15 protein-coding genes and 1 tRNA gene are annotated in these 15251 nt (G+C 43.1%); 5 read left to right on the top strand and 11 right to left on the bottom strand.

Translation table 11 applies throughout. The features are described 5' to 3' along the window. Window positions 1–54: 54 nt before the first annotated feature. From JYJ62_RS00630 to JYJ62_RS00620, 3 genes are all read left to right on the top strand, one after another. Complete coding sequence (locus JYJ62_RS00630) at window positions 55–819, top strand: segregation and condensation protein A (RefSeq protein WP_205340806.1); 765 nt, start codon at window positions 55–57, stop codon at window positions 817–819. After that, a complete protein-coding gene (gene scpB / locus JYJ62_RS00625) occupies window positions 812–1606 on the top strand; it encodes an SMC-Scp complex subunit ScpB (RefSeq protein ID WP_205340250.1) in 795 nt (264 codons plus the stop codon). The genes JYJ62_RS00630 and scpB overlap by 8 nt, the downstream gene beginning before the upstream one ends. Before the next feature lie 170 nt (window positions 1607–1776). Continuing rightward, window positions 1777–2310: a copper chaperone PCu(A)C gene (locus JYJ62_RS00620; protein ID WP_205340249.1), complete on the top strand. Its 534-nt coding sequence runs from the start codon at window positions 1777–1779 to the stop codon at window positions 2308–2310. A gap of 88 nt (window positions 2311–2398) precedes the next feature. Here JYJ62_RS00620 and gorA read toward each other — a convergent pair whose 3' ends face one another. The 3 genes from gorA to JYJ62_RS00605 all read right to left on the bottom strand — a co-directional run bounded on the left by gorA (window position 2399) and on the right by JYJ62_RS00605 (window position 5432). After that, entirely contained in the window at window positions 2399–3754 is a 1356-nt protein-coding gene (gorA, locus tag JYJ62_RS00615; RefSeq protein ID WP_205340248.1) for a glutathione-disulfide reductase, read from the bottom strand. Between the two features lie 45 nt (window positions 3755–3799). Then, window positions 3800–4633 (bottom strand): UTP--glucose-1-phosphate uridylyltransferase GalU, encoded by an 834-nt coding sequence (gene galU / locus JYJ62_RS00610; protein WP_205340247.1) that lies wholly within the window; start codon window positions 4631–4633, stop codon window positions 3800–3802. A 130-nt stretch (window positions 4634–4763) separates the two neighbouring features. Beyond that, window positions 4764–5432 (bottom strand): Bax inhibitor-1/YccA family protein, encoded by a 669-nt coding sequence (locus JYJ62_RS00605; protein ID WP_205340246.1) that lies wholly within the window; start codon window positions 5430–5432, stop codon window positions 4764–4766. A 112-nt stretch (window positions 5433–5544) separates the two neighbouring features. On the opposite strand from JYJ62_RS00605, the gene JYJ62_RS00600 reads away from it, so the two are divergent. Further along, window positions 5545–5632, top strand: a tRNA-Ser gene (locus JYJ62_RS00600). Between the two features lie 290 nt (window positions 5633–5922). On the opposite strand, the gene JYJ62_RS00595 is transcribed toward JYJ62_RS00600, so the two are convergent. The 7 genes from JYJ62_RS00595 to JYJ62_RS00570 form a co-directional block, all read right to left on the bottom strand. Then, the gene (locus JYJ62_RS00595; protein ID WP_205340245.1) at window positions 5923–6399 is read right to left on the bottom strand and encodes a type II toxin-antitoxin system HipA family toxin; all 477 of its coding nucleotides are present in this window, start codon (window positions 6397–6399) and stop codon (window positions 5923–5925) included. Further along, window positions 6368–6490: a hypothetical protein gene (locus JYJ62_RS15875; protein WP_269751383.1), complete on the bottom strand. Its 123-nt coding sequence runs from the start codon at window positions 6488–6490 to the stop codon at window positions 6368–6370. Before JYJ62_RS15875 ends, JYJ62_RS00595 begins: the two co-directional genes overlap by 32 nt. Before the next feature lie 14 nt (window positions 6491–6504). Continuing rightward, window positions 6505–6867: a HipA N-terminal domain-containing protein gene (locus tag JYJ62_RS00590; RefSeq protein ID WP_205340244.1), complete on the bottom strand. Its 363-nt coding sequence runs from the start codon at window positions 6865–6867 to the stop codon at window positions 6505–6507. Next, the gene (locus JYJ62_RS00585; protein ID WP_205340243.1) at window positions 6858–7058 is read right to left on the bottom strand and encodes an XRE family transcriptional regulator; all 201 of its coding nucleotides are present in this window, start codon (window positions 7056–7058) and stop codon (window positions 6858–6860) included. Before JYJ62_RS00585 ends, JYJ62_RS00590 begins: the two co-directional genes overlap by 10 nt. A gap of 71 nt (window positions 7059–7129) precedes the next feature. Then, window positions 7130–7360, bottom strand: a complete 231-nt coding sequence (locus JYJ62_RS00580; RefSeq protein WP_205340242.1) for a hypothetical protein — start codon at window positions 7358–7360, stop codon at window positions 7130–7132. 755 nt (window positions 7361–8115) lie between these two features. After that, on the bottom strand, window positions 8116–10203 hold the full coding sequence (locus JYJ62_RS00575) for a catalase (RefSeq protein ID WP_205340241.1): 2088 nt from the start codon (window positions 10201–10203) through the stop codon (window positions 8116–8118). 937 nt (window positions 10204–11140) lie between these two features. Continuing rightward, window positions 11141–12031, bottom strand: coding sequence for a LysR substrate-binding domain-containing protein (locus JYJ62_RS00570; RefSeq protein WP_205340805.1), 891 nt, complete (start codon window positions 12029–12031; stop codon window positions 11141–11143). A gap of 379 nt (window positions 12032–12410) precedes the next feature. Between JYJ62_RS00570 and JYJ62_RS00565 the strand changes: the two genes are divergently transcribed. Continuing rightward, a complete protein-coding gene (locus tag JYJ62_RS00565; RefSeq protein ID WP_205340240.1) occupies window positions 12411–13538 on the top strand; it encodes an S-(hydroxymethyl)glutathione dehydrogenase/class III alcohol dehydrogenase in 1128 nt (375 codons plus the stop codon). A gap of 216 nt (window positions 13539–13754) precedes the next feature. Here the strand turns inward: JYJ62_RS00565 and JYJ62_RS00560 are convergent, their stop codons facing one another. Beyond that, window positions 13755–14711, bottom strand: coding sequence for a site-specific integrase (locus JYJ62_RS00560; protein WP_205340239.1), 957 nt, complete (start codon window positions 14709–14711; stop codon window positions 13755–13757). Window positions 14712–15251: the final 540 nt, after the last annotated feature.

Below are 15251 nucleotides of genomic sequence, written 5' to 3'. Positions count from 1 at the left end.
CACAAAGACAAAACAGAGCAGGGCATACACGCTGCTCTGCAACACCCGTTGGCGATGGTCTATGGTGAAGCGCTGACAGCGCTGCCGATAGATTTATATATTCCACCAGACGCTTTAGAAGTCATTCTTGAAGCCTTTGAAGGACCCTTAGACTTACTGCTGTATCTGATCCGCAAAGAAAATATTGATATTCTTGATATTCAGGTTGCACAAATCACTCATCAATATATGGGGTATGTTGAGTTGATGAAGGCCGTGCGCCTAGAGCTAGCGGCTGAGTATTTAGTGATGGCCGCGATGCTAGCCGAAATCAAATCACGCATGCTGCTGCCGCGTTCGAAACTACGAGCAGCCGATGATGAGGAGGATCCACGCGCAGAACTTATCCGCCGTTTACAAGAGTATGAGCGGATTAAAACCGCCGCTGAAGACCTTGATGAGATTCCGCGCTTGGGTCGCGATATATTTATTGCACAAGCTGTAGCGCCAGAGGCACATTCGCGACGTTTAATGGCTGATGTCGCCTTAGAAGAGGTCTTATTAGCCATGTCTGCAGTGTTGCATCGAACAAATATGTTTGAAAGTCACCAAATCAGTCGCGAAATCTTATCCACTCGAGAGCGAATGAGCATGGTATTGGAGGCCTTACGAGAGGGTCATTTTGTACCTTTTGCGCGTTTATTTACCCTAGAAGAAGGGCGTTTAGGTGTGGTCGTAACCTTTATGGCAATTTTAGAACTGGTCAAAGAATCACTGATTGAGTTGGTTCAAAGCGAGCCTTTTAGTGAGATCCATGTGCGAGCAAGAACACATGAATAATCTTGATTTTGAGAATGCGCAATATTTCGCCAATATTCTTGAGGCGTTACTTTTAGCGGCAGCCAAGCCATTAAGCCTTGAACGTATCGTTGAGCTATTTGATGAGGGAACACGACCCAGCCATCGTCAAATTAATGCGGGTTTAGAGCAGTTAGCCATTGATATTGCACAACGATCTTATCAGTTAAGTGAGGTGGCATCTGGTTTTCGCTTGCAAGTGCGCCCAGAGTATTCAATGTGGGTTGGTCGTTTATGGGAAGAACGACCACAGCGTTACTCAAGAGCCATGCTCGAAACGCTCGCCTTGATAGCGTATCGACAGCCGATTACACGTGGTGAAATTGAAGATGTACGCGGTGTGGCGATTAACTCACACATTATCAAAGCTTTACTGGAGCGCGAGTGGATACGAGTAGTCGGCTATAAGGATGTACCAGGTAAACCAGCCATGCTGGCAACCACTAAAATATTTTTAGATTACTTTAATTTACGCAGCCTCGATGAGTTGCCCAATGTCAGTGCGCTGCAAGAACTGAAAGCCATTGCAGATGAGCCAATTATTCAAAAAGTAGCAGCAGTAGCGGTAACAGCTCAGATCAGCGCTAGTGATACGGTAACTGACGTCATGAACAGTAGTTCACAGGTGAGCTTTAATACGCTACTAGCAGAGCTTGAGAGCATGGAGCACGGATTAACAACAGAGTTCAGTGATCCTGCTATTAATAGTGACGATAACGCCGTAGACGCGATCACAGACGCAATATCACAAAAAAGCAGCAAAGAATGAATCATTCAAATATGCCATAATCAATATTATGTTAAATCGACTATATTCAGTGATAGCAATATAACGCTAATACTGGACTGCTGCGCATTGCCGCATCCCGCTTTACTTCGCAGCATGCTAAATTAATCGCTCTGACAAATATCAAGAACATTAGAATAGGATTCTTTGTTATGCGCTTAACTGCACTTACCGCCAGTTTGTTTGCTTTATCGATGGCTACAGCTATCCCCACTTATGCTGAACAGGAACCGCAGCATGTGATGCCTAGCTCTGAAGCACCACACGCCACTATTAATGTCAGTACGGCCTGGTCGCGCGAATTACCGCCCAATGCACCGGTTGGTGCTGCGTTTATGAGTATCGACAACCACAGCGATCAGCCTGACCGTCTGCTCAGCGCCGACAGTTCGATTGCTGCGATCACTGAACTGCATGCGCATATTCATCAAGATGATGTCATGCGCATGGTTAAAGTTGATGCGATTGATGTACCTGCCCACGGCAACCTAACTCTCGAGCCCGGTGGCTATCACGTGATGTTAATTGACTTGAAAAAACCGCTAATCGCCGGCGAACAATTGCCGCTCACTTTACAATTTGAGCATGCCGGTCAAGTGGATATTATTGTTGATATTAAAACGAGTGATGCCGGCACCTCGGCGGCGCAGCCTCAGATGGATCACTCAGCACACGACAGTCACTAAGAACCTTTCTTTGCTAGTGTATTAACAAGCACAGAGTAAAACGGCGCAAAATATGCGCCGTTTTCGTATCAAACAAAATCTACTGAGGCTACGCACTGGGTGTGCGCATGGTGACAAATTCTTCCGCGGCCGTTGGATGAATACCAATGGTGTCATCAAAAACTTGCTTGGTTGCACCGGCTTTTAAAGCGACGGCAATCCCCTGCATTAATTCGCCAGCATCCGGCCCAACCATATGGCAGCCCAGCACACGATCTGTAGCTTGATCAACAATCAGTTTCATAAAAATACGTTCTTGCTGAGCCGACAAGCTCAGTTTCATCGGTCTAAAACTGCTTTTAAAGACCTCTATAGCAAAGCCATCTGCCCTTGCCTGCTCTTCGCTTAAGCCGACGGTGGCAATATTAGGCAAGCTAAATACAGCTGTCGGAATCAAGTTGTAATCAACGGGACGATACTCTTCCGGGCGGAATAAGCGCCGTGCTACCGCCATTCCTTCAGCTAACGCCACTGGAGTCAATTGCACACGACCCGTGACATCGCCAATCGCTAAAATGCTGCTTTCTGTGGTTTGATACAACTCGTCAACGGCAATAGAACCATCGTCCTTGAGCTTAATATCTACATTTTCCAATCCCAGGTTATCCAGCATTGGTCGCCGACCCGTTGCATAAAAAATACAATCAACTTCAGTGCTTTGGCCATCTTTAAAAGTAATCAGAAGACTGTCATCTTTTTGTTTATCAATGCATTTAACATCGCAGTTAAAACGCAGGGTCATATCTTTTCTTAGTAGTTCTTGGTGCAAATGCTCTCGCACATCTTGGTCAAAACCGCGTAAAAACAAATCACCGCGATACGCTAACTGCGTTTCTGAACCAAGACCATGAAAGACTGAAGCAAATTCAACGGCAATATAGCCACCGCCCACCACCAGCACACGCTTAGGCTGCTCTTTTAAGAAGAACACTTGATTCGAGTCGGTGACGTGTTCACGACCAGGAATATCTGGCACCTGCGGCCAGCCGCCCACCGCTACAAGAATATGCTCAGCGGTGTAGTGCTTACCGTCAACATCAACAGTGTGGGCATCAACCAGCTTAGCGTGACCATTTAGCAAGTTCACACCACTGCTAACCAGCAGTTTTTCGTAAATACCGTTTAAACGCTCAATTTCAGTATTTTTATTCGTGATCAGCGTAGCCCAGTCAAAGCCCTTCGCCTCAACATCCCAACCAAAACTACGACTGAGCTTAAAATCATCTTGAAAGTGAGCGGCATAGACCATTAGTTTTTTCGGTACACAGCCCACATTCACGCAAGTTCCGCCTAAATAACGGCTTTCTGCAACAGCCACTCGCGCACCAAAAGAAGCCGCAAAACGGGCAGCGCGTACACCACCTGAACCTGCACCAATGACAAACAAATCAAAATCATAGGACATACACTACTCTCCAGTTCAGGTGGTTAAGGCGTTCAAGCTAAAACGTTATTTATCAGTTTTGTAAAGGTTTTCGTAACAGAAGTTAGTCGCGTCGATATAGCCTTCAACACTACCACAATCAAAACGTTGGCCTTTAAACTTATAAGCGATTACACAACCTTGTTGCGCTTGTTTCATTAAGGCGTCAGTAATTTGAATCTCACCGCCTTTGCCGGGCTCTGTTTGCGCGATAATGTCAAAGATATCAGGGGTTAGGATATAGCGGCCAATAATAGCTAGGTTTGAAGGTGCATCTTCAGGCTTTGGCTTTTCAACCATCGAATGGACACGGTAAATATCATCGCGAATCATTTCACCGGAAATCACACCGTATTTAGCCGTCTCTTCCATAGGCACTTCTTGAATCGCCACAATCGAACAGCGGAACTGATTGTACAGTTTGATCATTTGCTGCAGTACACCATCGCCATCGAGATTAATACACAGGTCATCGGCTAATACGACAGCGAAAGCCTCATCACCGATCAGTGTACGCCCTGTCAGAATGGCATGCCCTAACCCTTTCATTTGGATTTGTCGGGTATATGAGAAAGTACACTCACTGATTAAACTGCGCACACCAGTAAGGTAATGTTCTTTATCTGTGCCATAAATCTGATGCTCCATTTCAAAGCTAATATCAAAATGGTCTTCTATAGAGCGTTTATTACGACCTGTAACAACTGCGATTTCATGCAAACCAGCTTCGAGAGCTTCCTCTACGCCATATTGAATCAAGGGTTTATTAACGATAGGCAACATTTCTTTTGGCATGGCCTTCGTCGCTGGTAAAAAACGAGTACCGTAACCAGCGGCAGGAAATAAGCATTTTTTAATCATTACAGATCCTTATGTAGTTAGTGCGCATGCCAAACATGCAAATACTATGCGAAGCAAAGTTTAAATAATAAAAAGGCTCTATTGTAAACCAATAGAGCCTAATTTTCTTGATCATTTATCTGTACGACTATTAGTCTCTGCTCGTCACACCAAGAATCTGCAGCAAGCTTAAGAACAGGTTGTAGATAGAAATATACAGGCTGATTGTAGCCATAATGTAATTGCGTTCTCCACCCTGAATAATAGCGCTGGTTTGAAAAAGAATCATCGCTGATGAAAACAGCACAAAACCTGCGCTAATTGCTAACTGTAAACCAGAAATATCAAAAATGAAGCTTGCAATAATCGCTGCCAACAAGACAAAAAAGCCGACGGTGATAAAACCGTTTAAAAAGCTCATGTCTTTACGGGTTATCAGCACATACGCCGATAAACCAGTAAACACAAAAGCCGTCATGGCAAACGCTGAGCTGATCACGCTCGCACCATTGGGCAGACTCATATACATATTTAAGATAGGGCCAAGGGTATAACCCATGAAACCAGTAAGCGCGAAGGTACTCAGCAAGCCCCAACCAGAGTTACGCAATTTCATCGTAAGGAAAAATAAGCCGTAAAAACCGACCAAGGTCAGCATCATGCCGGGATGCGGCATATTCATTTGCTGAGAAATATAGGCAACCAAGCCACTGAAGGCTAAGGTCATAGCTAACAAAGCATAGGTGTTACGCAAAACCGCACTGCTTTCTGATCGTACCGCAGTGCCCTGCTCTAACGAATAATTCTGTTGTTCACGCATTCTAAAACTCCTAATTTATTGTACTGCAAGCCATCATAGCAAAAATATTAATAAATTTACTGAAAACATTTGACAGAAATAAATATTCCGCTATTATAGCCGCCATTGAAAGGGAGGAGTGGCCGAGTGGTTGAAGGCAACGGTCTTGAAAACCGTCGATGGGCGACTATCCGTGAGTTCGAATCTCACCTCCTCCGCCAAATTTAAAAACCCTTGAAGCTCAAGGGTTTTTTTTCGCCTACTGTTTTTGCTAGACACCCTAGTAGACACCTTGAAAAACTGCGCTTCGATCGGCTTACTAAAAAGAAGCAGGCTTTCGCCGGCGAAAGCTTTTGAAAATTAACAACTCATTTTTCAAGTGAAACCCAGCTCGCTATCCAGCAAAAATCAAATACTCAGCCTTAAGTTTTGCTCAACTTCTTCCACTAGCGCTTTAGGTACTCCATTGGTAGTTGCCAGCTTTCTCCAGCTCGCTACGCTCTTAACAGTTTCATTGATGGTATTTATCAATACGACTCCTCGTAAAGAGTGGACTCATTTTTTCGAGCGAATAGAAATCCTCACGAGTAAAGTCATCCCTCTTGCCGTTCAAACTCATCCAGTGGCTATTAATCCAACTGCTACCAGGTCTATAGCTGTACACGAGGTCATATGCAGAAGCTAAACGCCAAGTATTCCCCTGCAATATAAACCCGAAATTTTTCGAGTGATCATCGTGATTTCGAGCCACAATATTAAAAACCATGCGTCTGAGTAACTGTTTGGCATCAACAGCTGGCAACCTAAGCAGTCTTAAAACATTAAACAGTTCTGAATAAGAAAAAAAACCTGGCTTTTTATAAACAATATGAACAAGACCGTTTAAAGCTTGTACGTGTATTTTTTCATTACCAGGACGATCAAAACGCTGTGTAATAAAATGTCTACGCTCACCCTCAGGAAGCAAGCGGCATGGCGCTGATACCACAGTCTTTAGCCATTAAGTGGTAAACATACTCCATCGCTCCAAACCCTAATGGATCACCAAAGGTTTCTTGGTTCTTATTGAATTCGCTCACCCCATCAAGCTTCATCAGATAATGCGTAAATCCATCAGGTACAACAGCCTGCCCTGACCTAACTTGGGTAAAATTATAGGAGTAATGTCGCTTGTAGACTTTCCTCGCATAGCGACCCAGGCATTAAGTACGGCATTACTAAAGCCATCAGATAACGAGTCTGCAATCAGACCCGTTAGCCTCTTGAATGTAGTAAAGTCCAGCTCTGGAAAGCTATAAATACGTTTTTCTAAAGGCATTTTTAGTGGCGATAACTCAATCCCTTTACTCGTAAACCCAGGATCATACTCAAACGCACCTAGCCCAGTACTTGTATCAAAACTAACCGCTCCAACATCAAGCGACTTAAAGCGTACATTAATAACTTTCATTGCCATGAGGGCACATCCTCCTCATCTTGTACTTTTTGTCCTGAAGCACGTTGACGCTGCTTTCCTTGTAGTCTAGCGAGCTGAACTGGTGATATAAGTTGTTTAGGTAGAAATAAATCAAAATGCGCATCTAGATTCAACGCCGCTAAAATAGTGACAAATATCTCCAACTGATCCTTGCCCTTCTCTGCGTGCATGACCGTGTGTCTTAGCCGCTGTAAGGCTGATTACCAACGGGGGTAGCGCCTCACTTACAATTGTTATTAGCTTATTTTGAGTTTTTGATACTGCCACGAATATTCATGGCCGCAAGCGCTATTTGCAAAACAATAAGCGCATAAGCATCCGAATAAAGAGCCCAGATAACCCAAAGCAGGTTACTGGTAATAAAAACCCAGAAGCCGAATTGACGTCGACCCTCTTTTTCAGATCCAACCATCCAAGCTGCGGCGATAGTAACTAACATCGCCGGCCATTGAACCCAGTCTAAATACTCCATTGTCTTCACCGTTAACCATCAAAGCGTATCCGAACAGCATATATTTTCTTATTTATAGCAGTGAGCATTCGCCCCTTATTATCCTAGAACATACGAGAAAATATAGTATTAAAAGCGGGGCATTGTTTTTAGTGTTACACGAAAATTTAATTTAAAATTAATTAATCTTTTTAATTAATAATATTAATAATATTATTAAAGAAAGTATTGCTTGTATTTAATGACGCCCACGCCATAGCATTTTATTATAAAAATAAAGTGGTAAATATTGACTTTCAATAATCAAACAGTAAAGATGAATCTTATAAAAGATTGCCGTATCGCATACGCTCTCATTAATTATATATAAAAATATAACACGTAATTAATGCGCACAAGGAGTATCGGTCATGAATTCTTTAGCAACCTATACATTTTCTTTATTGATATTCATAGTCATTAGTATCTCAGGCTGCTCCTCAGATACTGATGAGTCAAAGACACATTACTATCAGTACCGCTCAAAGCCATCGAGTCTAGCGCTAACGTTTGAACCAGTAGATCATGAAGTTTCATTGTTGAAATTCGAATCTTATAAAGAAAACGCTCCTACAGCATCCCAGACTTACTCGTTTTAGGAGAGTCTAGAGTGCTAATGATTTTAGCTGCTATTCTTTGATCTCTATAAAACCCGACACTCAGCATTTGAACTGAGTGTCGGGTTTTAATCCAAACGACTACAACGATGCAGCATAAGCAATCTAGCCTTCGCTTCATTATGCCAAGTCACGAACCTTAGGCTCTCGTTCCCATAATCGCGATTTAGCATTGCCTATAAAGGCATCCAAATCAGCAAGCGGTGTGACAAAAACATCTTTTTCAATAGGTAACTTAGATAAGATATGCTCATCTGTGGCACCGCAATAAGCAATCGCCTTGCAATGACCATAGGCATCAGTGAACCACTCTAGAGTTGCACTATCTTTGGCCAGTTTTTTAGCTTGTTCTGGCATAACGATACTCACCACCGCATCAAACAGGACTGACGGTGCACCAGCGATACGTTCAGCAGATTGAATACGGGTACCGTCATCCAACACTACTTCACGACCAGGGGCAATAATCTTCACGCTTGCGCCTTCAGCATTAGCAGCCTTCTCATATTTTTCTATTTCACTACGCTTGGAACCTTGCGCAACAAGAATACCAATCAAGCGACCTTTTAAGCTGTTAGGTGTGAGTCCAATCGTCTGCAAAGCAGCAGACGTAGGCATATCTAGTACTGGGGCAGCAGCATCAGCGGCGTCTGGCAACTCCATACCTAAAGCCTTTGCCACACGGCTGGCCAATTCCTCATCAATATGACGCAAGTGACTGAGGGTGCGGGCACGCACATGCGCTGCATCGACTTTACCCAGCTCAAAAGCATAGGCTGAAGCAATGTGTGCTTGTTCTGGCGCCGTTTGGCTACGATAGAACATTCGTGGCTGACTGTAATGATCAGCGAATTTCTCCGCACGAACACGACCTTTGACACCATCATCAAGCTGCTCAGGGAATGATTCAAAACCACGCTTAGCGCTTTCACGCGGCATCGTTGGATCTAAGCTTTGCGGCTCATAATTGACGCGACCTTTGGGCACATGCATCTGCATATGGCCATCACGTTGCATATTAGCAAAGGGGCATTTAGGCGCGTTGATGGGTATTTGCGCAAAATTAGGTGAGCCTAAGCGTGACAACTGAGTGTCTAAATAGCTAAACAGTCGACCTTGCAGCAAGGGATCATTACTGAAATCTATACCAGGTGGAAGATGGGACGGACAAAATGCCACTTGCTCAGTTTCAGCAAAGAAGTTATCTGGGTAACGATTAAGCACCATTTTACCGACTATTTTAACTGGGACCATTTCTTCGGGGATCAGCTTGGTCGCGTCTAAGTGGTCAAACGGAAATTGTTCAGCCTCTTCTTCGGTAAAGAGCTGCACACCAAATTCCCATTCAGGAAAATCTCCATTATTAATTGCCTCAAACAAATCGCGACGATGATAATCAGGATCCGCACCGGAGATTTTTACAGCTTCATCCCATGTGGTCGACTGAACACCAAGCAACGGCTTCCAATGAAAACGTACAAAGGTGCTTTTTCCTTCTTTATTAATCAGACGATAACTATGTATGCCAAAGCCTTCAATCATGCGCAGGCTGCGCGGCAAACCACGATCACTCATCAACCACATCACGTTATGCATGGTTTCAGGGCTGAGAGACACAAAATCCCAGAAGGTATCGTGGGCCGAAGCGGCTTGGGGGAAACCTCGGTCAGGCTCAGGCTTGACCGCATGCACCAGATCAGGGAATTTCATCGCATCTTGGATAAAGAAAATAGGCATATTATTGCCAACGATGTCCCAATTACCTTCGTCGGTGTATATTTTGACCGCAAAACCACGTACATCACGCGGTGTGTCTTTTGAGCCTTGGCTACCCGCAACAGTAGAGATCCGTGTGAATAACGGCGTCTGCTTATTGGTTTCGGTAAGAATTTTTGCTGTCGTATAGTCTTCTAATGACTCGCTCAGTTCAAAATAACCATGTGCTGCACTGCCACGAGCATGAACAATACGCTCTGGAATACGTTCATGGTCAAAATGATTAATTTTTTCACGTAATACAAAGTCTTCGAGAAGCGTTGGACCACGACTACCGGCTTTAAGCGAGTTTTGATTATCATTAATAACTACGCCTTGCTGAGTCGTTAGTGCTGGGGCTGCTTCATCCGCACATTGATGGGTCTCACCACCTTTGCCACGTAAGGTATTCATAGTTTTTGCGGGGTCGATATGATCAATATTCTTTTTCATTATCTATCCTAGCTGTTGTTGTTAGTTGATTTTGCTAAGCATAAACTCTGGTGCTGTCTAACTATATATTAGGACAGACTGTGCTTTAACTGGTTCAATGCTATTTCAAAGCACTTAGCTGACTCACTGTCCTAGCGCTTAACTTCTAGTCTAGGATAAAAAAGGAAGGACAATCGTAAGTCGCCGCCAAGACTCTACTGCACCGACGTGACTCATTTTTAGAGGGCGTAATACGCTATATTTGAGTTTGATTTAGGCTTAAAGCTGATAGAGCGGCACTCAGAACGTTTCCGCTGGTGACTATTACAGCATGTGCATTCATGATGGTTGGTATAGATATCTATGAGCGGCAGTTGCTGAATCGAGGGTAATGTACGCCATCATTACCGATATGGGTCTTATTGGTGGTGGTGCGATTTTTAAAAATCAAGATGTAGCCACTTAGGTCTACGCTGTAAGTAACCTACTTTAAGAGCCAAAAAAAATCTATAATCTATACAGTCTGACTTAGCTGATACGTTTCAATCGGAACTCTTATAATGCAAAGTTTATTCGCTGTGATACGCTTTATTTTATTAGCCGCGATAGGACTATTTCTTAGTGGCTTAGCTATTGTATTGGTTCTCAATTTACACCCTGAGTACCCAGCTGCATCTTGGTTGGCTGCAGCCGTTTGCGCACCTTTAGGTATAAATGCATTGTATTGTTTATACAGTGGCAAGCAAGCGTGGGTAACTCGAATAGGTCCGCTACCTTAGAGTAACCTTGCCTCTATTGTTCAAAAAAATAGATCACTCTTAAATATATCTACAGCGTAGCTTATTAACACTGAGTTTGACCCTACTCAAACCTGCATGATAATAGCTTAGAAAATAATAAAGTATGCTTTATGAGGTCGGCGCTACTGAACATGGCATTTTAAACGAATAGCAATATATTAATATTCCAGAATAGTTTTCCCAGATAACTCTTCATCAAGATAATCAATCAGCATGCGTACTTTTGGTAACAGATGTTTATTGTGAGGATAAATAGCCCAAATCCCTTCATCGGGTGCGCAAAACTCTTCTAGCAACGACACTAATTTGCCACTACGAATATGATTTAACACATACTCCCCAGGTAGTTGCACAATGCCAAGCCCTTTTAACGCGGCATCCGCCAAAGCACGACCACTGTTACAACGCAGGTTACCGCTAATGTGGATATTGCGCATTTTGCTTTTTTCCTGAAAGCGCCAGTGGCCCAGTGAACCTTGCAAACAATTATGCTGGTTTAAGTCCGCTAGTTTCTTAGGTATCCCGAACTCAGCAAGGTATGTCGAGGTTGCACACACATAGAGCGTACGCGAACCAAGACGCTTCGCCATCATGCTAGAGTCCTGCAGTTGACCTTGACGAATACCAAGATCATAACCCTCGGCGACGAGATCCAATTTCTGGTTACTTAGGTGCAACTCGACATCTAACTCAGGGTAACGAGTGATGAAATTATTAATCAGTGGTGCAATAATAAATTCACCATAAGTAATGGGTGCTGTAATTTTGAGCCTGCCTGTGGGTTTGCTTTGCAGGTCGCTCACCGCATGCTCTGCATCTTCTAAGTCATATAACAGTTGGCGACAACGCTGATAGTAAACCGCTCCAATCTCTGTGATAGAGACTTTACGCGTCGTACGATGCAATAATTTTGTCGCCAGACGCGACTCCAACGCACTGACTTGTCGGCTGACATGCGCTGTAGAAATACCTAGTTTTTTTGCGGCTATCGTAAAGCTTTCTGTTTCAGCCACCGTAACGAACTCTGCAATACCTTCCCAGTTATACAACATGCTCACTCCTAACAAGCAAATACATCAAAACTGACCTACTAATTTAGCCTATGCAGGCAAAGGCATTGACGATCAAGGTGCTTAAAGTTTTATTATTCAACGACGACTCATACAGTAGAGCAGATGCGTTTATGCGAGATTTTTAAACGCTTTGAATAAACAAGCTCTAATACAATCACATTGTTACCTGTGAGCAAAAGTAAATTTCAAAACAAGCTGATTATCTTACTACAGCTAACAACTATAATAGTGCCATTAATCTAAAACGGCATAGAAAACCTGCCCGAAAATTGTTAACAGGCAGCAAATGTATGTCTCTGCACGACGCGTAGCTGCTCCCTCGTTGCATCAACTATATAAAACAGAGGAAAACCTGATGACACAAACAATTAAATCTAAAGCCGCTATTGCCTGGGGCGCTGGTTTGCCTCTGTCGATTGAAGAAATTGATGTAATGCCACCTCAAAAAGGCGAGGTACGTGTACGAATCGTCGCAACGGGTGTTTGCCATACTGATGCCTTCACTTTATCAGGTGATGATCCAGAAGGTATTTTTCCTTGCGTGTTAGGCCACGAAGGTGGCGGTATTGTTGAATCCATTGGTGAAGGTGTCACCAGCGTCGCAGTAGGCGACCACGTTATTCCTTTATACACACCAGAATGTGGTGAATGTAAATTCTGTAAATCAGGAAAAACCAACCTGTGCCAAAAAATTCGTGAAACTCAGGGTAGAGGTTTAATGCCAGACGGCACCACTCGTTTCCATAAAGACGGTCAGCCAATTTTTCATTACATGGGCTGTTCAACGTTCTCCGAATACACTGTATTACCAGAAATCTCACTGGCTAAAGTTAATCCAATAGCACCACTGGAAGAAGTATGTTTGTTGGGTTGTGGCGTCACCACAGGCATGGGAGCAGTGATGAATACTGCTAAAGTTGAAGAAGGCGCTACAGTTGCTATCTTTGGCTTGGGTGGTATTGGTCTGTCGGCAATTATTGGTGCAGTAATGGCCAAAGCCAGTCGCATTATTGCTATTGATATCAATGAAAGTAAGTTCGAGCTAGCTCGTCAGTTAGGTGCGACTGACTGTATTAACCCGCAAAAATTCGACAAGCCAATTCAAGATGTCATTGTTGAGCTAACAGATGGCGGTGTTGATTATTCATTCGAATGTATTGGCAACGTTAACGTGATGCGTTCTGCTTTAGAGTGCTGCCATAAAGGCTGGGGCGAATCGGTCATCATCGGTGTAGCAGGCGCAGGACAAGAAATCAGCACGCGCCCATTCCAGTTAGTGACGGGTCGTGTATGGCGTGGTTCTGCGTTTGGTGGCGTTAAAGGCCGCTCTGAATTACCGGACTACGTTGAGCGTTATCTGCAGGGTGAGTTTAAGTTGGACCACTTTATTACCCACACCATGGCACTGGAAAATATCAATGAAGCATTCGACTTGATGCACGAAGGTAAGAGTATCCGGACGGTTATTCATTTCGATAAGTAATTTTTATCACTGATAACAGTACTCTGCTCTCGAATAAGAGCAGAGTATTTTTATATAATGCTAATTAACATCTCTAATAACTAATAATATTCTATATATTATTAGTTAGAATCTTAGCGGCCAACAAAAGCCATTTAATATAAATATATAAACATTTTAATCTATTATTTCCCGACTACACTCTGCAACAGAAAATCTGTATTTTCTATTGATGTGTTAATTAAAAAAATTAACTGTCTGGCTCACTTCTTTAAGCTTTTTCTCACCGCGGAAATCATAACGTCTAGTTGTATCAAGATTCGCATGTCGCATTGCGGCTTGTACAATAAGTGCATCCGCGCCACTTTCAAACATGCGTGTTGCAAAGGTACGACGAGTATCGTGCGGCGCGAATTCATCAATATGCGCTGCAGCTCCTCGCTTCTTAAGAATATAGGTAATGCCCTGCCCTGTAATTGGCGTATCAAGTATTGTGCCATTTTTAAGTATGCGACTGAAAACATAGCCATGCTGCTGACCGCGTATATTAAGCCAACATTGCACTGCCAGAACAGTTGCTGCTGGCATAAAACATTTGGCTTGCTTATTACCTTTACCAATAACATTAAAAGCCGATTCTTTCCAATTAATATCTTCAACTTTCAAACTTGTTACTTCAGCCTTACGCAGTCCGCAACCAATTAATAAAGCAACTATAGCCTTATCGCGAATGCTTGCTGAGCGCTGGTCCGTGCTGCAAGCAGTCATTAATGATGCAACTTCTGTCGGTTCAAGTGCACGCCCAGATGCAAGTCGCGATCCTTTGACTGAAGGTATTTTATAAATTTTCTGATAAGTTTCCGCACTCATCAACTCTAGCATCCACGCCTCTTCACTCACCCCTTTAATAGAAGATAAATAGCTATTTTGCGTTGCTGGAGATAAGCCTTTTTCGGATAAATTAAAGATTATTTGCAAAACGTGTGGTCTTTTCAACTCCTGCCAAGGACAGCTATCAATACCGGTAAAGCCTAACATTTGCGCAACAATACGCAGCGACGACATCACTGTTCTTTTGCTACCTAGCGAACCTAATCGTGTGATGTAAGCCACAGCAGGATTATTGAAAAGCCCTGAAGATTGTTCGAAGGCAGAAATACCTTTGCCAGGATTAGTCTCGTTGATTTGTAGCATATCGCCCCTCTCGGCCAGCTAAATCTGCAGCATAAAAATAGTTGTGTGCTCTCGACTCACAAGCGTCTTGCTTATTTCACTCAGAGAATAAAAGACCAACCCGTCGGCTACAGCTACAGATTGTCACTTTTGACGATTTTCAAGTTATCTGCTTAAAGCTCGATAGTGCTATTTGGTCCAATAATAACACTTATTTTAGTTGTTCAAATAAACATTTGATAAAGTTAATAAAGACAATTGAAACTAACAGATCAATAGCAAATACTAATTTAAGTGTGTGAATCTTAGATAAAAAGCACAATAGTCTTTATACGTCACTAGATAGCTCCTAAGAGACGATCATGCTAAAGAATACAAAGGCAAAGGCCTCGCACAGAAAATTGCTTGTACGCCGCCTCAGAAGGTCGTTTTTTATAAGAATTAAAGTTTTTATTCGAAAATGACTGTATAGGATAGTTTTTAGCTATAAATACAAGCATACAAACCCATGACTACGGGCTATAGCTACAAAAACTCTACAGCCTCTGTCGTCAGATCGCT

This window comes from Denitrificimonas caeni, assembly GCF_905120345.1.
Taxonomy (GTDB): Bacteria; Pseudomonadota; Gammaproteobacteria; order Pseudomonadales; family Pseudomonadaceae; genus Denitrificimonas; species Denitrificimonas caeni_A.
Note: the sequence above shows the minus strand (reverse complement) of the source record. Positions and strands in the feature narration are given on the sequence as shown.

Bases quoted from the DNA above. Each gene is read 5' to 3' on its own strand.
- JYJ62_RS00630 (WP_205340806.1), top strand. From the start codon at position 55: ATGGTCTATGGTGAAGCGCTGACAGCGCTGCCGATAGATTTATATATT.
- scpB (WP_205340250.1), top strand. From the start codon at position 812: ATGAATAATCTTGATTTTGAGAATGCGCAATATTTCGCCAATATTCTT.
- JYJ62_RS00620 (WP_205340249.1), top strand. From the start codon at position 1,777: ATGCGCTTAACTGCACTTACCGCCAGTTTGTTTGCTTTATCGATGGCT.
- gorA (WP_205340248.1), bottom strand. From the start codon at position 3,754: ATGTCCTATGATTTTGATTTGTTTGTCATTGGTGCAGGTTCAGGTGGT.
- galU (WP_205340247.1), bottom strand. From the start codon at position 4,633: ATGATTAAAAAATGCTTATTTCCTGCCGCTGGTTACGGTACTCGTTTT.
- JYJ62_RS00605 (WP_205340246.1), bottom strand. From the start codon at position 5,432: ATGCGTGAACAACAGAATTATTCGTTAGAGCAGGGCACTGCGGTACGA.
- JYJ62_RS00590 (WP_205340244.1), bottom strand. From the start codon at position 6,867: ATGGCAATGAAAGTTATTAATGTACGCTTTAAGTCGCTTGATGTTGGA.
- JYJ62_RS00585 (WP_205340243.1), bottom strand. From the start codon at position 7,058: ATGCACGCAGAGAAGGGCAAGGATCAGTTGGAGATATTTGTCACTATT.
- JYJ62_RS00580 (WP_205340242.1), bottom strand. From the start codon at position 7,360: ATGGAGTATTTAGACTGGGTTCAATGGCCGGCGATGTTAGTTACTATC.
- JYJ62_RS00575 (WP_205340241.1), bottom strand. From the start codon at position 10,203: ATGAAAAAGAATATTGATCATATCGACCCCGCAAAAACTATGAATACC.
- JYJ62_RS00565 (WP_205340240.1), top strand. From the start codon at position 12,411: ATGACACAAACAATTAAATCTAAAGCCGCTATTGCCTGGGGCGCTGGT.
- JYJ62_RS00560 (WP_205340239.1), bottom strand. From the start codon at position 14,711: ATGCTACAAATCAACGAGACTAATCCTGGCAAAGGTATTTCTGCCTTC.